General features: G+C 55.6%; 33 protein-coding genes. 23 read left to right on the top strand and 10 right to left on the bottom strand.

Annotated elements, in window-relative coordinates:
• Nucleotides 1–54: 54 nt before the first annotated feature.
• Nucleotides 55–528, bottom strand: coding sequence for a 50S ribosomal protein L15 (gene rplO / locus ACR0K5_RS11080; RefSeq protein WP_480629732.1), 474 nt, complete (start codon nt 526–528; stop codon nt 55–57).
• A 317-nt stretch (nt 529–845) separates the two neighbouring features.
• Between rplO and ACR0K5_RS11085 the strand changes: the two genes are divergently transcribed.
• From ACR0K5_RS11085 to rplP, 7 genes are all read left to right on the top strand, one after another.
• Complete coding sequence (locus tag ACR0K5_RS11085) at nt 846–1,880, top strand: fatty acid desaturase (protein ID WP_480629733.1); 1,035 nt, start codon at nt 846–848, stop codon at nt 1,878–1,880.
• Nucleotides 1,881–2,193: 313 nt separating this feature from the next.
• A complete protein-coding gene (locus ACR0K5_RS11090; RefSeq protein ID WP_480629734.1) occupies nt 2,194–3,282 on the top strand; it encodes a hypothetical protein in 1,089 nt (362 codons plus the stop codon).
• 213 nt (nt 3,283–3,495) lie between these two features.
• Nucleotides 3,496–4,338: a 50S ribosomal protein L2 gene (rplB, locus tag ACR0K5_RS11095; protein WP_170356688.1), complete on the top strand. Its 843-nt coding sequence runs from the start codon at nt 3,496–3,498 to the stop codon at nt 4,336–4,338.
• A 3-nt stretch (nt 4,339–4,341) separates the two neighbouring features.
• Nucleotides 4,342–4,620 (top strand): 30S ribosomal protein S19, encoded by a 279-nt coding sequence (gene rpsS / locus ACR0K5_RS11100; RefSeq protein WP_010437056.1) that lies wholly within the window; start codon nt 4,342–4,344, stop codon nt 4,618–4,620.
• Nucleotides 4,621–4,623: 3 nt separating this feature from the next.
• Nucleotides 4,624–5,004, top strand: coding sequence for a 50S ribosomal protein L22 (rplV, locus tag ACR0K5_RS11105; RefSeq protein WP_039538267.1), 381 nt, complete (start codon nt 4,624–4,626; stop codon nt 5,002–5,004).
• On the top strand, nt 5,004–5,714 hold the full coding sequence (gene rpsC, locus ACR0K5_RS11110; RefSeq protein WP_117872244.1) for a 30S ribosomal protein S3: 711 nt from the start codon (nt 5,004–5,006) through the stop codon (nt 5,712–5,714). The genes rplV and rpsC overlap by 1 nt, the downstream gene beginning before the upstream one ends.
• Before the next feature lie 12 nt (nt 5,715–5,726).
• Complete coding sequence (gene rplP, locus ACR0K5_RS11115) at nt 5,727–6,140, top strand: 50S ribosomal protein L16 (protein WP_117872242.1); 414 nt, start codon at nt 5,727–5,729, stop codon at nt 6,138–6,140.
• Between the two features lie 74 nt (nt 6,141–6,214).
• Here the strand turns inward: rplP and ACR0K5_RS11120 are convergent, their stop codons facing one another.
• A complete protein-coding gene (locus ACR0K5_RS11120; RefSeq protein WP_480629735.1) occupies nt 6,215–6,760 on the bottom strand; it encodes a peptidoglycan-binding domain-containing protein in 546 nt (181 codons plus the stop codon).
• Between the two features lie 146 nt (nt 6,761–6,906).
• Between ACR0K5_RS11120 and ACR0K5_RS11125 the strand changes: the two genes are divergently transcribed.
• Nucleotides 6,907–7,527, top strand: a complete 621-nt coding sequence (locus ACR0K5_RS11125) for a 2OG-Fe(II) oxygenase family protein (RefSeq protein WP_480629736.1) — start codon at nt 6,907–6,909, stop codon at nt 7,525–7,527.
• An 84-nt stretch (nt 7,528–7,611) separates the two neighbouring features.
• Here the strand turns inward: ACR0K5_RS11125 and ACR0K5_RS11130 are convergent, their stop codons facing one another.
• A complete protein-coding gene (locus ACR0K5_RS11130; protein WP_480629737.1) occupies nt 7,612–7,866 on the bottom strand; it encodes a hypothetical protein in 255 nt (84 codons plus the stop codon).
• 447 nt (nt 7,867–8,313) lie between these two features.
• Here ACR0K5_RS11130 and rpmC point away from each other — a divergent pair, with 447 nt between their 5' ends.
• The 12 genes from rpmC (at nt 8,314) to ACR0K5_RS11190 (ending at nt 13,098) form a co-directional block, all read left to right on the top strand.
• On the top strand, nt 8,314–8,520 hold the full coding sequence (rpmC, locus tag ACR0K5_RS11135; protein ID WP_010437082.1) for a 50S ribosomal protein L29: 207 nt from the start codon (nt 8,314–8,316) through the stop codon (nt 8,518–8,520).
• A 4-nt stretch (nt 8,521–8,524) separates the two neighbouring features.
• Entirely contained in the window at nt 8,525–8,755 is a 231-nt protein-coding gene (gene rpsQ / locus ACR0K5_RS11140) for a 30S ribosomal protein S17 (protein ID WP_039538279.1), read from the top strand.
• Between the two features lie 75 nt (nt 8,756–8,830).
• On the top strand, nt 8,831–9,199 hold the full coding sequence (gene rplN, locus ACR0K5_RS11145; RefSeq protein ID WP_008757934.1) for a 50S ribosomal protein L14: 369 nt from the start codon (nt 8,831–8,833) through the stop codon (nt 9,197–9,199).
• Between the two features lie 2 nt (nt 9,200–9,201).
• Complete coding sequence (gene rplX, locus ACR0K5_RS11150) at nt 9,202–9,513, top strand: 50S ribosomal protein L24 (RefSeq protein WP_170456139.1); 312 nt, start codon at nt 9,202–9,204, stop codon at nt 9,511–9,513.
• The gene (gene rplE / locus ACR0K5_RS11155; RefSeq protein ID WP_170555198.1) at nt 9,506–10,066 is read left to right on the top strand and encodes a 50S ribosomal protein L5; all 561 of its coding nucleotides are present in this window, start codon (nt 9,506–9,508) and stop codon (nt 10,064–10,066) included. Before rplX ends, rplE begins: the two co-directional genes overlap by 8 nt.
• 19 nt (nt 10,067–10,085) lie before the next feature.
• The gene (gene rpsN, locus ACR0K5_RS11160; protein WP_010437098.1) at nt 10,086–10,391 is read left to right on the top strand and encodes a 30S ribosomal protein S14; all 306 of its coding nucleotides are present in this window, start codon (nt 10,086–10,088) and stop codon (nt 10,389–10,391) included.
• Nucleotides 10,392–10,404: 13 nt separating this feature from the next.
• Nucleotides 10,405–10,797, top strand: coding sequence for a 30S ribosomal protein S8 (gene rpsH / locus ACR0K5_RS11165; protein WP_010437099.1), 393 nt, complete (start codon nt 10,405–10,407; stop codon nt 10,795–10,797).
• Nucleotides 10,798–10,808: 11 nt separating this feature from the next.
• A complete protein-coding gene (gene rplF, locus ACR0K5_RS11170; protein WP_170467582.1) occupies nt 10,809–11,342 on the top strand; it encodes a 50S ribosomal protein L6 in 534 nt (177 codons plus the stop codon).
• A gap of 11 nt (nt 11,343–11,353) precedes the next feature.
• Complete coding sequence (rplR, locus tag ACR0K5_RS11175; RefSeq protein ID WP_170356678.1) at nt 11,354–11,713, top strand: 50S ribosomal protein L18; 360 nt, start codon at nt 11,354–11,356, stop codon at nt 11,711–11,713.
• A gap of 114 nt (nt 11,714–11,827) precedes the next feature.
• Nucleotides 11,828–12,397, top strand: coding sequence for a 30S ribosomal protein S5 (rpsE, locus tag ACR0K5_RS11180; protein ID WP_039538294.1), 570 nt, complete (start codon nt 11,828–11,830; stop codon nt 12,395–12,397).
• Between the two features lie 12 nt (nt 12,398–12,409).
• A complete protein-coding gene (gene rpmD / locus ACR0K5_RS11185) occupies nt 12,410–12,598 on the top strand; it encodes a 50S ribosomal protein L30 (protein WP_050605831.1) in 189 nt (62 codons plus the stop codon).
• Nucleotides 12,599–12,714: 116 nt separating this feature from the next.
• On the top strand, nt 12,715–13,098 hold the full coding sequence (locus ACR0K5_RS11190; protein ID WP_480629738.1) for a hypothetical protein: 384 nt from the start codon (nt 12,715–12,717) through the stop codon (nt 13,096–13,098).
• 133 nt (nt 13,099–13,231) lie between these two features.
• Here ACR0K5_RS11190 and ACR0K5_RS11195 read toward each other — a convergent pair whose 3' ends face one another.
• Entirely contained in the window at nt 13,232–13,663 is a 432-nt protein-coding gene (locus ACR0K5_RS11195; protein WP_480629739.1) for a MarR family winged helix-turn-helix transcriptional regulator, read from the bottom strand.
• 75 nt (nt 13,664–13,738) lie between these two features.
• Between ACR0K5_RS11195 and ACR0K5_RS11200 the strand changes: the two genes are divergently transcribed.
• The 3 genes from ACR0K5_RS11200 (at nt 13,739) to ACR0K5_RS11210 (ending at nt 14,970) form a co-directional block, all read left to right on the top strand.
• Entirely contained in the window at nt 13,739–14,107 is a 369-nt protein-coding gene (locus ACR0K5_RS11200; RefSeq protein WP_480629740.1) for an antibiotic biosynthesis monooxygenase family protein, read from the top strand.
• 21 nt (nt 14,108–14,128) lie between these two features.
• On the top strand, nt 14,129–14,578 hold the full coding sequence (locus tag ACR0K5_RS11205; protein ID WP_480629741.1) for a hypothetical protein: 450 nt from the start codon (nt 14,129–14,131) through the stop codon (nt 14,576–14,578).
• Nucleotides 14,579–14,757: 179 nt separating this feature from the next.
• The gene (locus tag ACR0K5_RS11210) at nt 14,758–14,970 is read left to right on the top strand and encodes a DUF1127 domain-containing protein (protein WP_480629742.1); all 213 of its coding nucleotides are present in this window, start codon (nt 14,758–14,760) and stop codon (nt 14,968–14,970) included.
• 551 nt (nt 14,971–15,521) lie between these two features.
• Here the strand turns inward: ACR0K5_RS11210 and ACR0K5_RS11215 are convergent.
• The 6 genes from ACR0K5_RS11215 to tuf all read right to left on the bottom strand — a co-directional run bounded on the left by ACR0K5_RS11215 (nt 15,522) and on the right by tuf (nt 19,763).
• Nucleotides 15,522–15,818: a 50S ribosomal protein L23 gene (locus tag ACR0K5_RS11215; RefSeq protein WP_008757532.1), complete on the bottom strand. Its 297-nt coding sequence runs from the start codon at nt 15,816–15,818 to the stop codon at nt 15,522–15,524.
• Complete coding sequence (gene rplD, locus ACR0K5_RS11220) at nt 15,815–16,432, bottom strand: 50S ribosomal protein L4 (RefSeq protein ID WP_010437039.1); 618 nt, start codon at nt 16,430–16,432, stop codon at nt 15,815–15,817. The genes ACR0K5_RS11215 and rplD overlap by 4 nt, the downstream gene beginning before the upstream one ends.
• Nucleotides 16,429–17,154: a 50S ribosomal protein L3 gene (rplC, locus tag ACR0K5_RS11225; RefSeq protein WP_170334115.1), complete on the bottom strand. Its 726-nt coding sequence runs from the start codon at nt 17,152–17,154 to the stop codon at nt 16,429–16,431. Before rplC ends, rplD begins: the two co-directional genes overlap by 4 nt.
• 18 nt (nt 17,155–17,172) lie before the next feature.
• The gene (gene rpsJ, locus ACR0K5_RS11230; RefSeq protein WP_008756422.1) at nt 17,173–17,487 is read right to left on the bottom strand and encodes a 30S ribosomal protein S10; all 315 of its coding nucleotides are present in this window, start codon (nt 17,485–17,487) and stop codon (nt 17,173–17,175) included.
• A 229-nt stretch (nt 17,488–17,716) separates the two neighbouring features.
• Entirely contained in the window at nt 17,717–18,400 is a 684-nt protein-coding gene (locus tag ACR0K5_RS11235; RefSeq protein ID WP_480629743.1) for a hypothetical protein, read from the bottom strand.
• A 187-nt stretch (nt 18,401–18,587) separates the two neighbouring features.
• On the bottom strand, nt 18,588–19,763 hold the full coding sequence (gene tuf, locus ACR0K5_RS11240; RefSeq protein ID WP_480629502.1) for an elongation factor Tu: 1,176 nt from the start codon (nt 19,761–19,763) through the stop codon (nt 18,588–18,590).
• Between the last annotated feature and the right edge of the window lie 10 nt (nt 19,764–19,773).

A 19,773-nucleotide genomic window follows, 5' to 3' on the forward strand; every position in this document is an offset into this window, starting at 1 on the left:
GTCTTGGAAAACTCTGAAGTCTATGTAAGCGGGTCTTCGCCCGCTCACAAGCGCTTACTCTGCCGCAGCAGCTTTTGTGACTTTCAGTGAACCGCCCGCTTTTTCAACCGCTTCAACAGCAGCTTTCGAAGCACCGGTGACTTCCAGGTTCACTTTCGTGCTGATTTCACCTTTGGCCAGAACGCGGATACCGTCCAGCTTGCGGCGCACCAGACCGGACGCAACCAGAGCGTCCTCGGTGATCGCAGCCTTGGCGTCCAATTTACCGGCTTCGACGAATTTCTGGATCAGGCCCAGGTTGATAACGGCGAATTCCTTGCGGTTCGGCTTGCTGAAGCCGCGCTTGGGAAGACGCTGGTACAATGGCATCTGACCGCCTTCGTAGCCATTGATGGCCACACCCGAGCGAGATTTTTGGCCTTTGATACCACGGCCACCCATTTTACCTTTGCCGGAACCCGGACCACGGCCAACGCGGGTGCGTTTAGGTGCTGCGCCGGGATTGTCGCGCAATTCGTTCAGTTTCATGTCGCTTCTCCTAAGCCGGATATGACCCCGAAGCGTGATGGGCCAAACACGGCATTTCTTGGTTTTGATTCTCGTGGCAGAAAGCCACCGCAGGCGTATAGGCCCGATGACCGCACTTGACAAGCCTGTAGATTGCCATCTGCTCTGAGATACCTACAAAGGGTCCGGGACCAGATTTCCAAAGTGATACCCAAAGGGCACCCCATCGGCCTCTAACCGAAATTTGACCACGAAATGCAGCGACTTTAACAAATACCCCTTGCCATGCCGGGGTGGTAGTCTATCCGGTTGCCTGCAAACACTAGACTGGCAGGCGTATGACTGAACCCTCTCTCTCGCTCCGGGCAAAGCCGGAGAAAACCGCCGCACGTGACTGGGTAACAACGCTTGCCAAATATCGCGAACCGGACCAATTGCGCAGCTCCTTCGAGCTGGGTGTCAGTATTATCCCCTTCTTCGCGCTATGGGCTTTGTCCTGGATGTCGCTGTCGGTCAGTTATTGGCTGGCATTTGCGATTTCAGTTCTCAACGCCGCCTTTCTTTTGCGCCTGTTTGCCATCCAACATGATTGCGGGCACGGGGCGTTCTTCAAGAACCGGACAGTCAGCGACTGGATCGGGCGGGGAATCGGAGTTCTGACGCTGACACCTTATGACGTCTGGCGCCGCACGCATTCCACACATCACAACAGTTCAGGCAATCTGGGCAAGCGCGGGATGGGTGATATACACACCCTGACTGTGGCCGAGTATCAGGCGAAAAGCCCGATGAGCCGCTTCTGGTACCGTGTTTACCGGAATCCGATCACCCTGTTTGTGTTTGGCCCCGGCTACCTGTTCCTGTTTCAGAACCGCCTTCCACTGGGTCTTACTGACAGCGTCAGGTTCTGGGTCAGCGCTATGGCGACCAATCTTGCAATTCTGGTTGCGCTTGTGGCCATCTACTATTTTGGCGGCCTGATGCCGATGTTGCTGATCTTTCTGCCCTCAACCCTGATTGCCGCAACGGCCGGAGTTTGGCTGTTCTACGTCCAGCACCAGTTCGAGGACACACATTGGGACTCCGATGAGAACTGGCAACTGCACGAAGCGGCGCTGCACGGAAGCTCCCATTATATATTGCCGTCAGTGCTGCAGTGGTTCACGGCCAATATCGGCATCCACCACGTGCATCACCTGTACAGCCGTATCCCGTTCTACCGTCTGACCGAAGTGCTGCGCGATCATGATGAGCTGGCAAACAGCAACCGGATGACCATCCGCGAAAGCCTCGCCAACGCGCGGCTGCACCTGTGGGATGAAAAGAGCCGCAGGTTGTTGTCCTTTGCCGAGGCCAAGGCGCTGTATGGGTAGGGGATACCCCGCTCCCTGTTCCGACCTGCCCGTACAACGCGATGAGCCGCGCCAGCGACTGCCCGCCGGGACGGGTAGTCGCCTGAGCGGCAGCCTCCGGATTTCTCTCGCGCTTGGTTACGTAGAGGTTTGGATGTAAAAAACCAAATGTAACCCTGGAAGAGGGTAACACCATCGACGTGAGCACCGGTCTCTGATCAGGCCCGTCTTTAGAAAGCAATAAAGGCACCCTCGAAAGCGAGGTTTTTTTGTCTAGGGGTTCTGCTAGGAAACTAGTGTTTCTGAGAATGCAGGCCTAATGCGGAGAAATATTTTGAAGTCTGTTTGTTCAGTTTTTCTGATTTTGATATCAGGTTTGGTTAACAGTGCATTCGCGCAGGAAAATCTGCCGAACTTTGCGTCTCGAAACGAACTTTCAATTGCAGCGAACGAGGCCGCCGCGTTTGCGTCACTTCTGGAAGAACAACTGTTTAGTAGAATCCCGATCGCCGAGGGTTGGACGTGCGAAAGGAGTTCTCAAAATGAAGAGTTTGATGTCCCCTTACTCCGCGCAGTACCCGCTGTTTTCCTGAAGTGCAGCAAAAGCCACGAGGTTGTTTCGGTAAATTTCATTCTCGAAACTGCTCATGCTGAGCTACTCTGCAATTCTGTTGATTTGAAGAAAGCGGAGATAACCGACGGGCGCGTTAAGCCGGACCTTTTTCGTTTTTTTGAGACCGACTCTTGGAGTTTGATGCGCGCTTCGGTGGATTTACGCGGGTGCTCTCAGAATGCCCTTGCTTTTTCGGTAAACGGTTCGCGCAGCCAAAGCTCCATAGACGCGACGTTCGAGTTTATTGACGAGTACGGCCAAGCAATACTTGGTATGACGATTGATGATCTCATCAGTTCTGAAACTTACGCGCAGCACCAAGATGTCACGCGCAGACTTGTTGCGTTGCTGAAAGCGCAATCCGAAGCACTGGCCGCCATTATCCCATCGCAAGTAATGAATGGGACAAATCATGTTCGGCTAACGCCATCTGATTTTATACCATGGCAAGTGTTTCCGTTGGCAATTGAGCTGGGGTCCAGCCCGTCGGCGCGTACGACACTTGATGTTGAAGGTTGCAGAGTTTTGATTGTCTTGTCTGCTGGAGAAAGGACTATTCGAGAAGCAAAGTGGATTGAATCTGGGGGGGCAGACGGGCGAAAAACCGGCTCATATGTACGACGAAAAACTGAGAGATTCGTTGGTAGAGAACATGTAGAAGGAACCGGTATCGAAGTTCTTGTGGATGGCAGGGTATTGGTGAGGGTTCTTCTTTCAGGGGGCGATGCTTGTGAGAACAATCCCGATATTGTAGGTGAACTTTTTGAAGAAATTTCCAAAAGTGATTTTAGCTCGTTTGGTGTTGATTGAACGACAATCTATCTTGCTCGGGTTTGCTCATAAACCCTATAGACACCCACCCCCAACCCTGTTACACGCTCCCAATCTTGCGGCCTCGGATTCGTTCCGGGGCCTCTGATATTTGTAACCGGGGACCTTCGGGGCCCTATACCCTTGGCACCTACGGGGGCCTATCACATAGCGGGGAAACCCCCTGCACTTGCTAAACGGAAGACAGAAAGCATGGCACTTAAGTCGTACAAGCCGACGACGCCGGGCCAGCGCGGGCTGGTGCTGATCGACCGTTCGGAGCTTTGGAAAGGACGTCCGGTCAAGTCTCTCACTGAGGGTTTGACCAAATCGGGCGGCCGGAACAACACCGGACGGATCACTTCACGCCGCCGCGGCGGTGGCGCAAAGCGTCTCTACCGGATCGTTGACTTCAAACGGAATAAATTTGATGTCGCGGCAACCGTCGAACGGATCGAATATGACCCGAACCGGACCGCATTCATCGCACTGGTAAAATACGAAGACGGCGAGCAGGCATATATCCTGGCTCCGCAGCGTCTGGCTGTTGGTGACAAAGTCATCGCGTCGGCAAAAGCTGACATCAAGCCGGGCAATGCAATGCCGTTCTCGGGCATGCCAATCGGTACCATCGTCCACAACATCGAGATGAAGCCTGGTAAAGGCGGTCAGATCGCACGTGCGGCCGGTACTTACGCTCAGTTCGTTGGTCGCGATGGCGGCTACGCTCAGATCCGTCTGAGCTCGGGCGAGCTGCGCATGGTCCGTCAGGAATGCATGGCCACCGTCGGTGCCGTGTCCAACCCCGACAACTCGAACCAGAACCTCGGTAAAGCCGGTCGTATGCGCCACAAAGGCGTTCGTCCGTCGGTTCGTGGTGTTGCAATGAACCCGATCGATCACCCGCACGGTGGTGGTGAAGGTCGTACCTCGGGTGGCCGTACGCCGGTTACGCCGTGGGGTAAGGACACCAAGGGTAAGCGTACCCGCAACAAGAACAAAGCGTCCCAGAAGCTGATCATCCGCTCGCGGCACGCCAAGAAGAAGGGACGTTAATCTATGTCTCGCTCTGTTTGGAAGGGTCCTTTCGTCGATGCTTACGTGCTGAAAAAAGCCGAAGCAGCGCGCGAGTCGGGCCGCAACGAAGTCATCAAAATCTGGTCGCGTCGTTCCACCATTCTGCCCCAGTTCGTGGGTCTGACCTTTGGTGTGTACAACGGCCATAAACATATCCCCGTCAACGTCTCGGAAGACATGATCGGTCAGAAGTTCGGTGAATACTCGCCGACCCGTACCTATTATGGCCACGCCGCTGACAAAAAAGCGAAGCGGAAGTAAGTCATGGGCAAGGAAAAGAACCCCCGCCGCGTGGCTGAAAACGAAGCAATGGCGAAAACGCGCATGCTTCGCACCAGCCCGCAGAAACTGAACCTGGTTGCGCAAATGATCCGCGGCAAGAAAGTCGAGAAGGCTCTGACCGACCTGACTTTCTCGAACAAGCGTGTCGCGCAGGACGTCAAGAAGTGCCTGCAGTCCGCAATCGCGAACGCCGAAAACAATCACAACCTGGACGTTGACGAACTGATCGTCGCCGAAGCATGGGTTGGCAAGAACCTGGTCATGAAGCGCGGTCGTCCGCGTGCCCGTGGCCGTTTCGGCAAGATCATGAAGCCGTTCTCGGAGATCACCATCAAGGTGCGTCAAGTTGAGGAGCAAGCCTAATGGGACATAAAGTCAATCCGATCGGCATGCGCCTTCAGGTCAACCGCACCTGGGACAGCCGCTGGTACGCTGACACCAAGGATTACGGTGATCTTCTGCTGGAAGACATCAAGATCCGTGAGTTCATCCAGAAAGAGTGCAAGCAGGCCGGTGTTGCCCGTGTGATCATCGAGCGTCCGCACAAGAAGTGCCGCGTCACGATCCATACAGCACGCCCCGGTGTCATCATCGGCAAGAAAGGTGCAGACATTGAAGTTCTGCGCAAAAAGCTTGCTGGCATGACCGACAGCGAACTGCACCTGAACATCGTCGAAGTGCGCAAGCCTGAGCTTGACGCGCAGCTGGTTGCCGAGTCCATCGCTCAGCAGCTGGAGCGTCGTGTTTCGTTCCGTCGCGCGATGAAGCGCTCGGTTCAGAACGCCATGCGCATGGGCGCCCTGGGTATCCGGGTGAACGTCGCTGGTCGTCTGGGCGGTGCCGAAATCGCACGGACCGAGTGGTACCGCGAAGGCCGCGTGCCTCTGCACACCCTGCGTGCCGACATCGATTACGCACATGCCGAAGCGATGACTCCTTACGGGATCATCGGGATCAAGGTCTGGATCTTCAAAGGTGAGATCATGGAGCACGATCCGCAGGCACGTGACCGTAAAGCACAGGAACTCCAGGACGGCCCTGCACCTCGTGGTGCTGGTGGCGGTCGTCGCTAAGGAGGGAAAGATATGCTTCAACCAAAGCGTACAAAATTCCGCAAGATGCACAAAGGCCGGATCAAGGGCGAAGCCAAAGGCGGCTCTGATCTGAACTTTGGCACCTACGGTCTGAAAGCTCTGCAGCCTGAGCGCGTCACCGCGCGTCAGATCGAAGCTGCACGTCGTGCCATGACCCGTCACATGAAACGTCAGGGTCGTGTCTGGATCCGTATCTTCCCCGACACTCCGGTCACTGCAAAGCCGATCGAAGTTCGTATGGGTAAAGGTAAGGGTTCGGTGGACCGCTGGGTTTGCAAGGTCAAGCCTGGTCGCGTGATGTTCGAGATCGACGGCGTCAATGACGACATCGCACGCGAGGCCCTGCGCCTGGCAGCGATGAAGCTGCCGATCAAGACTCGCGTCGTAGTTCGCGAAGACTGGTAAGCGATCCGGGGGCACCCCCGTTCGTGACAAAATTGACCCCCGTCGGGTAACCGGCGGGGGTTTTTCGTTGCTTGTTAAGAGAACCATCCTTTGACTTTGCCCCAAACGGATTTCTCGTCCGGAACATCTACGGCGGTTCCGGCGACAGCTTCGCTGCCCTGGACTTCAGGAAGAGGCTCGCCTTCGAAATGCGCTTCATCCGGCTGAACGGCAGCCTTCCGGACCGTTTCGACGGTCATCTCGGTAAAACCACTCAACTTGGCCAGCGTCTCCGGGCCGGCCAACCCGTCAGCATCAAGACCGATTGAAGATTGAAACTCTTTGACGGCGACGGCTGTTCCTGCACCGAAAATCCCGTCGGCGCCAATTCCAAGGCCTTCCTGTAACTTCTTTACCGCCGCTCCGCGCGAGCCTTGGCGCAACAGCACCAGTTCGTGCAAACCAAGAGCGGTAAAGGTGTCAGGCCCCGCAATGCCATCTACGGCCAGTCCTGCAGATTGCTGAAAGTCCCTAACGGCTTGTTCCGTTCCCGACCCGAATATTCCGTCGGCACCAATTCCAAGCTTTTCCTGCAACCGTTTTACGGGCGCGCCCGTCAGACCCTTTTTCAAAATGGACATCTAGTTTCTCTCACCTTTCAACCCGGAGCTTTCGCGCCCCGCAAAAGAACTAACAGATGACCTGCTTCCGCCCGAAGGGGAAAGATTTTGAAATGAAAACCTACCCGCTCTCGCATCCGGAAATAAGCTGAGGTAAGACAACGCCCATGCCACAGATTGAATCGCTTTTCGTCACCCGCCTCTACCGTGCCTCTCTGTCCGAGTTCGATCCCAGGATCGACGCGGAAGAGCTGGAAAACTCATGCCTTGTCATCGCCGAAGATGACGAGGCCGGACAGGGCTGGTGCGAAGAAAACGGCTATCCCGGCTATACCAGCTATGCCTCGCTGACCGACCTGCCCTGGCGGTTCCCGATCTTCGCCGATCTGGTCAAGGCGCTGGATCAACACGTCGCTGCTTTTGCGAAGGATCTTGAATTTGATCTGGGTGAAGGCGAACTTAAGCTGGAAGACCTGTGGATCAACATCTTGCCCGAGGGTGGGATGCATTCCAGCCACCTGCACCCGCACAGCGTGATCTCGGGGACCACCTATGTCGCGATGCCCGAAGGGGCGAGCGCGTTGAAGCTGGAAGACCCCCGTTCAGGCCGCATGATGGCTGCGCCGACGCGAATCAAGGACGGGCGACGCGATTTGCAACCGTTCATCTATATGAAGCCACAGGTTGGTGACGTCCTGCTGTGGGAAAGTTGGCTGCGCCATGAGGTACCGATGAACATGGCTGAGGACGAACGGATTTCGGTTAGCTTTAATTATAAGTGGGAGTGATCCCGGGTCTGCGAAGCGGCAATCGCTCCGGTGGAGCGATTGAGGGGCGAACGGGCGGAGCCCAACAGCAAAGAAGTCGCGTTGCTATTTTGCGCTGACCCGCGCGCGAAACTTGGGAAACCCAATGCAATTTCCATTCACAGAGCCGGATCTATAGGCACCATTTTTGAATTTGAGATCAAATTTCATCACGCTTCCCGATGAGCAGCTGCCGTGTTTGGATATTGTAGCATCGAATTGAAGCCGATCATCCGTGACCTTTCTGACTTTGATCCCTTCCGGTGTTATGCCATGAGCGGTAAGCACCTGCGGTGTGTTGTTGTTGACCGCAATATCCATCTGCCATGGTCGGCTGGAGTTGATCGTCAAGGTCCATTTGCCGTCGGGGGCGGCTATGGCACCGGATGCAGACATCAGGGCCACGAATGTGAATGCTGCTAATGTGGAACTTTGCATAAAACACCTCACTTATTAATGGTCGCAAAAATCACAGACCGATGTTAAGTCGGCAAACCTGCTGTGGGAAACACTTATTATTTTCGCTTCTGACTTCGCCAAGTTTCCGAGGTTCATTCCAGAGACCAAAGTGTTTTGATGCTGGTTTAATTCACCACTGAAAACGGTATGGAAACTTTCCCTTGCCACCCACCCCCTAAACCCTTATACGGCGGCATCCTGCGTGTCCCCCGGCTGAGTCGGGGGATTCGTATGTCTATCATTCATCCACCAGGTCAAAGGTGACCCGTGTACGGGGCCTTCTGGTGTTTTGAGCAAAGGAAAAAGGCGATGAACGCCCAAGAACTGCGTGACAAGACCCCGGACCAGCTCCGCGAGGAACTGGCCAACCTGAAGAAAGAAAGCTTTAACCTGCGCTTTCAACAGGCAACCGGTCAGCTGGAAAATACAGCTGGTATCAAAGCGGCCCGCCGCAATGCTGCCCGCGTCAAAACCATTCTGAACGAAAAGGCCGCTGCTGCGGCATCGGAGGAGTAATCCTATGCCCAAGCGTATCCTGTCCGGAATCGTAACCAGCGACGCCAACGAGCAGACCGTGACTGTTTCGGTTGAACGCCGTTTCAAGCACCCGCTGCTGCACAAAACCGTTCGTAAGTCCAAGAAATACCGGGCTCACGACGAAAAGAACGCCTTCAAGGTCGGCGACACCGTACGCATCATCGAATGCGCGCCGAAATCGAAGACGAAACGTTGGGAAGTTCTGGAAGCGTAAGCTTCCGGGATTTTTCATTTGTCGAAACCCTGGGGGATCTAACGAGACCAGCCCCCACAGGTCGGGAGAAACCACATGATCCAGATGCAGACCAATCTGGATGTCGCTGACAACTCCGGCGCACGCCGAGTTCAGTGCATCAAGGTCCTGGGTGGTTCCAAGCGTAAATACGCCTCCGTCGGCGACATCATTGTCGTCTCGGTGAAGGAAGCCATCCCGCGCGGCCGCGTAAAGAAAGGTGACGTCCGCAAGGCCGTCGTCGTACGCACCGCCAAGGAAGTCCGTCGCGAAGACGGCACCGCGATCCGTTTCGATCGCAACGCCGCCGTCATCCTGAACAACAACAACGAGCCCGTAGGTACCCGTATCTTTGGCCCCGTTGTTCGCGAACTGCGCGGCAAGAACTTCATGAAAATCATCTCGCTGGCTCCGGAGGTGCTGTAATCATGGCTGCTAAACTCCGCAAAGGCGACAAGGTCGTCGTGCTGGCCGGCAAGGACAAGGGCAAAGAGGGAACCATTTCCTCGGTTGACCCGAAAGCCGGTAAAGCTGTTGTCGATGGCATCAACATCGCCATCCGCCACACCCGTCAGTCGCAAAACTCGCAAGGTGGTCGCCTGCCTCAGGCAAACCCGATCGAGCTGTCGAATCTGGCACTGCTGGACAAGAACGGCAAAGCAACCCGCGTTGGCTTCCGCATGGAAGGTGACAAGAAGGTCCGCTTCGCCAAGACCACAGGGGACGTGATCGATGCTTGATAACGCAACCTACACCCCGCGTCTGAAAGCTCAGTACGCCGAAACCATCCGTGCCGCTCTGAAAGAAGAGTTCGGCTACAAGAACGACATGCAGCTGCCCAAGCTGGAAAAAATCGTTCTGAACATCGGTTGTGGTGCTGAAGCCGTCAAAGACTCGAAGAAAGCGAAAGCTGCCGTCGAGGATCTGACTGCGATTGCCGGTCAAAAGGCCGTTGCAACCAAGGCGAAGAAGTCGATCGCGGGTTTCCGCGTCCGTGAAGACATGCCGCTGGGCGCGAAAGTGACCCTGCGCGGTGACCGGATGTACGAATTCCTGGATCGTCTGATCACCATCGCGCTGCCGCGCGTTCGTGACTTCCGCGGTGTGAAGCCTTCTTTCGATGGTCAGGGCAACTTTGCCATGGGCATGAAAGAGCACATCGTGTTCCCGGAAATCGACTTCGACAAGGTCGACGAGGTCTGGGGCCTGGATATCGTAATTGCCACCACAGCGAAAACCGACGCTGAAGCGAAGAGCCTGTTGAAAGCATTCAACATGCCGTTCAACGCGTAAGCGCCGGGAGGATTGAGACATGGCTAAGAAAGCAATGATCGAACGCGAGAAGAAGCGCGAACGCCTGGTGGCCAAATATGCCGCAAAGCGTGCCGAGCTGAAAGAAATCGCGAATGACGAGAGCAAGCCGATGGAAGAGCGCTTCAAAGCGCGTCTGAAACTGGCGAAACTGCCGCGCAACAGCTCGGCAACCCGTCTGCACAACCGTTGTCAGCTGACCGGTCGTCCTCACGCTTACTACCGTAAGCTGAAGGTCAGCCGTATCGCGCTGCGCGAGCTGGGTTCTGCTGGTCAGATCCCCGGCATGGTGAAATCGAGCTGGTAAGGGAGACATAGATATGAACGATCCTATCGGCGATATGCTCACCCGTATCCGCAACGCGCAAATGCGCGGCAAGTCCACCGTTTCCACCCCGGCTTCCAAGCTGCGCGGTTGGGTTCTGGACGTGCTGGCGGACGAAGGTTACATCCGTGGCTATGAGGCGACGACCGGCGAAAACGGTCATCCGGCCATCGAAATCAGCCTGAAATACTACGAAGGCACCCCTGTCATTCGCGAACTGAAGCGGGTCTCGAAGCCCGGTCGTCGTGTATACATGGGCGTCAATGACATTCCGCAGGTCCGTCAGGGTCTGGGTGTGTCGATTGTCAGCACTCCGAAAGGTGTGATGTCGGACGCAAACGCTCGCTCCAACAATGTTGGTGGCGAAGTGCTCTGCACCGTCTTCTAAGGAGGTCTGCAATGTCTCGTATTGGTAAAAAACCGGTCGAGCTGCCCAGCGGCGTTACCGCCTCTGTGTCTGGCCAGACCATCGAAGTCAAAGGTCCGAAAGGCACCCGCAGCTTCACCGCCACCGACGACGTGACGCTGTCGGTTGAAGACAACGTGGTCAAGATCGACCCCCGTGGCATGTCCAAGCGTGCCCGCCAGCAGTGGGGCATGAGCCGCACCATGGTTGCCAATCTGGTAACAGGTGTGACCACAGGCTTCAAAAAAGAGCTGGAGATCCAGGGTGTTGGTTACCGGGCACAGATGCAGGGCAACACCCTGAAGCTGAACCTGGGCTACAGCCACGATGTTGATTTCACTGCTCCGGAAGGTGTCACCATCACCGCGCCGAAGCAGACCGAGATCGTTGTGGAAGGTATCGACCAGCAGCTGGTGGGCGAAACTGCGGCCAAAATCCGCGAGTGGCGCCGTCCCGAGCCGTACAAAGGCAAGGGCATCCGCTATAAGGGCGAGTTCATCTTCCGCAAGGAAGGCAAGAAGAAGTAAGGACGCAAACAATGGCAAACAGCAAAAGAACCCTGTTTCTGAAGCGCCGCCTGCGCGTTCGGAACAAACTTCGCAAAGTCAACGCGGGCCGTGTACGCCTGTCGGTTCACCGTTCGAACAAGAACATCAGCGTTCAGCTGATCGACGACGTTCGTGGCGTGACCCTGGCTGCAGCCTCGACCCTGGAAAAAGATCTGGGTGTTGTTGGCAAGAACAACGTCGAAGCGGCCACCAAAGTGGGCGCGGCCATCGCCGAGCGTGCCAAGAAGGCAGGCGTCGAAGAGGCCTATTTCGATCGTGGTGGCTTCCTGTTCCACGGCAAGGTGAAGGCAGTTGCCGACGCCGCGCGTGAAGGTGGTCTGAAGATCTAAGACCTGCGGGCGGGTTTCGATCCGCCCCGATGATCCGGGGGCCTCGGCAATGCCGAGGCTCACTTGGATTGAACAAACGGCGCCGAGTGCGCCACTTTTGAAAGGGATGCCAAGATGGCAGAACGTGAAAACCGCCGGGGCCGTGGTCGTGACCGCGACGAAGCACCGGAATTCGCAGATCGTCTGGTTGCGATCAACCGTGTGTCGAAAACCGTAAAAGGTGGTAAGCGCTTTGGCTTCGCCGCTCTGGTGGTTGTCGGCGATCAGAAAGGCCGCGTCGGCTTTGGCAAAGGTAAAGCGAAAGAAGTACCTGAAGCCATCCGTAAGGCGACCGAACAAGCCAAGCGTCAGATGATCCGCGTGCAGCTGCGCGAAGGTCGTACCCTGCACCACGACATCGAAGGCCGTCACGGCGCCGGTAAAGTGGTTATGCGCACCGCACCTGAAGGTACTGGTATCATCGCTGGTGGTCCGATGCGTGCCGTGTTCGAAATGCTGGGCGTTAAGGACGTTGTGTCCAAGTCGCTGGGCTCGCAGAACCCGTACAACATGATCCGCGCCACCATCAACGGCCTGCAGAAAGAGCAGAGCCCGCGTTCGGTTGCCGCACGTCGTGGCAAAAAGGTTGCCGACATCCTGCCCAAGCGGGACGAAGCACCGGCTGCTGCTGAAGCAGAAGCATAAGGAGAGCGACCCATGGCAAAAACCATCGTCGTCAAGCAGATCGGTTCTCCGATCCGCCGCCCCGCTGAACAGCGCGCAACCCTGATCGGCCTGGGCCTGAACAAGATGCACAAAACCCGTGAGCTGGAAGATACTCCTTCGGTCCGCGGCATGATCCGCAAGATCCCGCATCTGGTAGAGATCGTCGAAGAGCGCGGCTAAGCGCGAAATCTTCGAAGAAGTCGAAACGCCTCCGATATACTCGGGGGCGTTTTTTCTTGTCTAACAGCGCAATTTAAGTATCGTTCTGATCCATTGTGTTTAACGAGTGAGTAAAGATGAAACTGTTTCTAACCACACTTTGCGCCACGGCTATTGGCTTCTCCGCACATGCAGCGTGCCCGAACAAGGCTCCAAAACTCTCGAAAAGCTATTTCTCAGATGGGGATCAAAAGGTGAATGCGGCGTGGCTGCAAAAGAACCTTGGGGGTCGCAAAGTTGTATACACCGGCAAAGATACTGAAACATATTTCGCCGATGGGTCCTATTCCTACAAAAGGAACGGACAAACGTGGAAAGCGAGTACTTACAAATTCTATGACAATGGAATGCGGTGTATCGGCTACCAAAAACCGCGATTTGATCTTTATGTTGTGAACGACGGCAAACTGGTTTTGGTAAACGAGCAAAAAGAGCGCTACGTCGGCCAAATACGAAAATAGGAATTCTCGGCAACATGCAGGGTAAGACAACAGTCTTGTGCGGCTGAGTGCACGTAATAAGGAAATGGGACTCCCTGGACAAAGTCGGGGATGTCAAGATTCGCTTAGCAGTGTTAAGGCCCCTTTAGGGCACCTAAACCGAACGCATTTTGTTGATTACCAATCGCATGGAATTCATGAATTGCGTACGCTCAGCTTCGTTCAATACCTGTAGCGCATCAGTATTCACGTTCTGAGCGGCTTCATAGGCGCTGTCTCGAAGTGCAGCGGCCTTCTCGGTCAACCAGATCAATTGCGCTCTGGCGTCAGCGGGATTCTTTGTTCTTTTGATCAAGCCGTCGCGCTCCATTCGGTTGAGCGTGTTGGCCAGGGTCGCCTGTTCGACATCGATTTTGCCCAGCAGATCTTTTTGCGTCACACCGTCTTTGAGCCAAAGCTCCAGCAAGATCGGGAATTGCCCAACGACGATGCCCATAGGCGCTATGCGCTGCTGCAACTCTTTGGCAAACAATCGCGCCATGTGATTGACCAGGTATCCGGCCGAGTTCTCTTTTTCGAAATCCATGTTTGAGATTTACACTTGAATAGTATGCTATGCAATATTATATAGCTTGCTATATTCTTAACGGCAGGAATCGAAATGGAACATATCGAAGAGTTGGACACGATCGTTACACTGGCCGACCAAATGCAGACCAAAGAAGGACCGGTGGTACTGATCAACCTATTCACGGTGAACACAGAAGACGAAGAGGCGCTGCTGAAGGCCTGGTCGCATGATGCGGATTTCATGAAATCCCAGCCGGGGTACATTTCGACCCAGCTCCATCAGGGGATCGCGGGCAGTTCGACCTTTGTGAACTACGCGATTTGGCAGGACGTTCAAAGCTTTCGCGACGCGTTCACTCATCCAGAGTTTCAGCGCCGGGTCGCGGACTATCCGGCAAGCGCGGTGGCCAGGCCACACCTTTTTAGAAAGCTCGCAGTCGAAAACCATTGCGTCGCCTAAACCGAAACCCGGAGTAGCCACATGTTAAGAGCAATTCACCCCGTCGCCGGAGTCATCGGATTTCTTACAATCCTCGTATTCTGGACATCCACCTTGTACAGCGAGTTGTTTGCAACCCATGCAACCGTAGCTGCGGTAAAATCCATGATCGTCAGTGGCCTATTTGTCCTGGTACCAGCGATGGTGATTGTCGGTGCTTCCGGCATGTCCCTTGGGCGTCGCCGCAAAGATGCGCCGGCGCTGGCCAAGAAGAAACGGATGCCGATCATAGCGTTGAACGGGCTCCTCATCCTCGTTCCTGCCGCCATTTACCTGAACGCAAAAGCAAATGCGGGATCTTTTGACACCAGTTTCTATGTTGTGCAGGTCGTCGAACTGATTGCAGGCGCAACCAATCTGACACTGATGGGGCTTAGTATACGTGACGGTCGGGCGATGACTGCGCGAACAAGACGTGCACGGCAGAACTGAAAGCTGCAATTGATAGCGATGGAATGGCGACCTGCAAAGCTATTCAATAGATGCATATCGGCTAGACCAAAAGTTCCGTTGTTAGCGATACCAAACACACCTATCTCAGCCTTGTCCAAACAAGGAACACACAAGGAAACGTCGGGGAATTCGCCCTGATAAGAGAAAGGAACATAGAAATGGCAACCGCAACACTGACACACACCGGCTTCAATTTCGGCACCCGGATCGCGGACATGATCGCACGGATCAAGACGGCGCGAGCACGTGCCGCTGAGTATCAGCGCACCTATTCCGAGTTGCAGCACCTGAGCAACCGCGAGCTGGATGACATTGGCATCCGCCGTTGCGACATCGCGGACATTGCGCACAAGCACGTTTACTGCTCGTAACCGCAAAAACCTGCGAACCAACTCCAAGGCGCCATCCGGCGCCTTTTCGGTTTTCCGCGACATATTCCGGCTCGTCACGCAAGGCTCTCAGGGGCTGCCTGAGGGCTAAGACATATGCGGGCCACCCTTCCCAGACTTTACCATTCCGTCTCCCTGCATGGCTAAATTCGCCCTCACAGCCCATCTAGCCCATCTGAAGACACAATGTGGCCTTGCTGTTCGCTGGAAACACTTCGAAGAAGCGTTCTCGACCAAAACACAGGCAGCGCCAATCAGACTTCCTTAACGCATATCAATAGGGAATTGCGCGCGCCCTGTAACTCGACTCGGAGCACGGAATGTTGCAGGTCACCTGGAGGGCTTGTTCCATCCTTCTACGGCCGTTCTAACGCCTCTCAAAGGCAGCGCAGACCCGTCCCTTGCCTAACAGTCCAGACATTCCCCACTTGAATCGTCCTGGGCAGCATTCGACTGAGCTCCAACGCCTGAAACGAAATCGACCCCGGCGGAGTTAACCGCCGGGGCCGTAAATAGTCGCAGTAAGCGCCCGATCAGAGACCGGTGCTTACGTCGATGGTGTTACCCTCTTCCAGGGTCACATATGCTTTTTTGACGTCTTTCCGACGGCCCAGCTGTCCGCGGAACCGCTTGACCTTGCCTTTGGTCACGGTGGTGTTCACCGCTTTGACCTTTACACCAAACAGCGCCTCAACGGCCTCTTTGATCTGCGGCTTGTTGCTGTCGATCGCCACTTCAAAGACAACCGCGCCGTTTTCGGACGCCATGGTCGACTTTTCGGTGATGATCGGCTTGCGGATCACGTCGTAGTGTTCTGCCTTCGCGCTCATTTCAGACGAGCCTCCAGTGCTTCGACAGCCGCTTTGGTGAGCACCAGAGTGTCACGCTTGAGGATGTCATAGACGTTTGCGCCCATCGACGGCAGGATATCCAGCCCTTCGATGTTCTTGGACGCTTTCAGGAACCCTTCGTTCACGGTCGCGCCGTCGATGACCAGAGCGCGTTTCCAGCCCAGGTTTGCAACCTGTTTGGCCAGAGCGGCGGTCTTGCCTTCGGCTTCGGCGTTCTCGATCACGACCAGTTCACCTGCCTTGGCTTTGGCCGACAGAGCGTGGCGCAGGCCAAGCTTGCGGAACTTCTTCGGCAGGTCATGACCATGCGAACGCACGACGGGGCCTTTGTAGATACCACCACCACGGAAGATCGGCGCGTTGCGGTCACCATGGCGTGCGCCACCGGTGCCCTTCTGGCGATAGATCTTCTTGGTCGAGTAGCTGGTTTCCGAGCGGGTCTTCACCTTGTGGGTGCCGGCCTGCGCGTTGTTGCGCTGCCAACGGACCACACGGTGCAGGATGTCCGCGCGCGGCTCGAGGCCGAACAGGTCTGCATCCAGCTCGATGTTGCCGGCTTTGCCGCCGTCCAGTTTGATTACATCAAGTTTCATGCTTCACCACCTTCCGCGGGAGCTTCTTCCGCAGGTGCTTCGGTTGCAGCCGATTTCACAGCAGCCGGGAAAGGCAGGCCTTCCGGTGCTTTCTTCTTGACGGCGTCCTTGACGGTGACCCAGCCCGATTTCGGTCCGGGAACGGCGCCTTTGATGAAGACCAGACCACGGTCGGCGTCGGTTTTGACGACTTCCAGGTTCTGGGTGGTAACACGGGCAGCACCCATGTGACCGGCCATCTTCTTGCCTTTGAAAACCTTGCCCGGGTCCTGACACTGACCAGTCGAACCGTGCGAACGGTGGCTGATCGAAACACCGTGCGAGGCGCGCAGACCACCGAAGTTGTGACGCTTCATCGCACCGGCAAAGCCTTTACCGATCGAGGTGCCCGAAACGTCAACTTTCTGACCTTCCAGGAAGTGTTCTGCCGAAATCTCGGCGCCCACATCGATCAGACCATCTTCGGAGACGCGGAACTCGGCCAGCTTACGCTTGGGCTCAACCTTTGCAGCGGCATAGTGACCGCGCATGGCCTTCGAGGTGCGTTTTGCCTTGGCAGCACCGGCGCCCAGCTGAACGGCGGTGTAGCCGTCTTTGTCAGCGGTGCGCTGTGCAACAACCTGCAGGTTGTCCAGGTGAAGAACAGTCACAGGGATCTGCTTGCCGTCTTCCATGAACAGGCGGGTCATGCCAACTTTTTTTGCGATAATACCAGAGCGCATAATCTATACCCTCCGATCTTACGACTGCAGCTTGATCTCGACGTCCACACCAGCAGCGAGGTCGAGCTTCATCAGCGCGTCAACGGTCTGGGGGGTCGGATCAACGATGTCGAGCAGACGCTTGTGCGTACGGATCTCGAACTGGTCGCGGGATTTCTTGTCAACGTGAGGGCCACGGAGAACCGTGAACTTCTCAATCTTGTTCGGCAGCGGGATCGGGCCGCGCACGTTCGCGCCGGTCCGCTTGGCAGTGTTGACGATCTCTTGCGTGCTGGCATCCAGAACGCGATAGTCAAATGCCTTCAGCCGAATACGGATGTTTTGGCTTTGCATATTAACAGCCTTTTATCAGGCGTTGAGGTTGAGAGGAGGACAGACGCGCATCGCCAACCCTCTTCGAACCCAAAAGGCGGGAATCACCCCGCCTTGATGTTCTTAGTGAGAACTCGCGCGTATTAGTGGGGTTGGTGGGGTTTGGCAAGGGGTTTGTTGGATGGAACGCCTTAGATCGCGCCATCCTATGCAGCACACTGCAATCCAGCGCTTGAAGAACGGCTTAAGCTTACGACGATAACCCGTCCGCACAGAAACTTTTATCCACTCCGACCAAGTATCCACGCACTGATTGTACTGCGTTTTTTTCCATCTGATCCGTGATATCCAAACACAGTGCAATACCGACTGTAAGCTCAGCGACTTCTTGGAAATACTTGTCCAGTTGATCCATCGGCGGCGGATTATAGATGCGAGTCAGAACTATCACCCGAGGATCTAGGGGGTAGCGTGCCCTCAGCCCGAAATACTCATAAGTTTCCGAACTTCGCTCTGCAGTACACCCCAATGAATACTGTATTGGCGAAGAATTTGGCGTGAGATGCAAAAGCCTGAATCCGCTGCCCTCGCCCGTATTCACTGTATATCCCGGTAGCCTCAAGTGCTCTGGCACGGGCTTTGGGTTGGTGTACCATCCACCGGGGCCAGTCGGCGACATTAGAAAATCCGAATCCTGATTAAGCTGTTTAACATGGATTACCGTATGGTCCAAAATTGGCATTCCCATCAGCATTTCGTTCAACCAATCAAGCCTGTTGATCGGAAGAAAGTTCGTGTCGGTGTCCCACCCCCAATAGTCTTCACCGGCGTAGAATGTGCGAGTATTCAACTGAACGACAAAATCCTCTTCAGCTTGCAGCGCCGAAGCACCTGGTAAGACCACAGAAAAAACAAAGAGAATTCTTAAAATCATGAGCGGCAATCTTCTTTAAGTTGTTTCGAGGCACAGTCGGCATTCGAAACACGAAATGCAAGTAACATGACACTTCACAGAAAAGGCCGCCCCGATGTGGGACGGCCTTCTTTAGTTCGACGGTGTGGGCTCTCATTGCTCCTGCGGAGCAACTGCCGCCCACCGCTAACAACGTCTTGCGACGTTGTTATTCAACAATCTTCGACACGACGCCGGCGCCGACGGTGCGGCCGCCTTCGCGGATGGCGAAGCGCAGGCCCTGCTCCATCGCGATCGGTGCGATCAGCTCAACGCCGAACGACACGTTGTCGCCGGGCATGACCATCTCGGTGCCTTCGGCCAGGGTCACGGTGCCGGTCACGTCAGTTGTACGGAAGTAGAACTGCGGACGGTAGTTCGCGAAGAACGGGGTGTGACGGCCGCCTTCTTCCTTGGTCAGGATATAGGCTTCGGCTTCGAACTTGGTGTGCGGTGTAACCGAACCCGGCTTACACAGAACCTGGCCACGCTCAACGCCGTCACGGTCAACACCACGCAGCAGCGCGCCGATGTTGTCGCCCGCTTCACCGCGGTCCAGCAGCTTGCGGAACATTTCAACGCCGGTGCAGGTGGTTTTCGAAGTGTCGCGGATGCCGACGATTTCAATCTCGTCGCCAACGTTGATCACGCCACGCTCGACACGACCGGTCACAACGGTACCACGGCCCGAGATCGAGAACACGTCTTCGATCGGCATCAGGAACGGCTGGTCAACAGCGCGCTCAGGCGTGTCGATGTACTCATCAACAGCCGCCATCAGTTCCTTGATTTTCTCTTCGCCGATTTCCGGGTTGTTGCCTTCCATCGCGGCCAGAGCCGACCCTGCGATGATCGGAATATCGTCGCCGGGATATTCATACGAAGACAGCAGCTCGCGGATTTCCATTTCCACCAGTTCCAGCAGCTCTTCGTCGTCAACCTGGTCAACTTTGTTCATGAACACGACCATCTTCGGGATGCCAACCTGGCGGCCCAGCAGGATGTGCTCGCGCGTCTGCGGCATCGGGCCGTCAGCGGCGTTCACAACCAGGATCGCGCCGTCCATCTGGGCAGCACCGGTGATCATGTTCTTGACGTAGTCGGCGTGGCCGGGGCAGTCGACATGCGCATAGTGGCGGTTGTCGGTCTCGTATTCCACGTGGGCGGTCGAGATGGTGATGCCACGTGCTTTTTCTTCAGGCGCGCCGTCAATCTGGTCATACGCTTTGAAGTCACCGAAATACTTGGTGATTGCTGCGGTCAGCGTCGTTTTACCATGGTCAACGTGGCCAATCGTGCCGATGTTGACGTGCGGTTTTGTACGCTCAAACTTTTCCTTTGCCATGATGGCCTCC

The sequence above is a fragment of the Ruegeria sp. AB9 genome, from assembly GCF_056542585.1.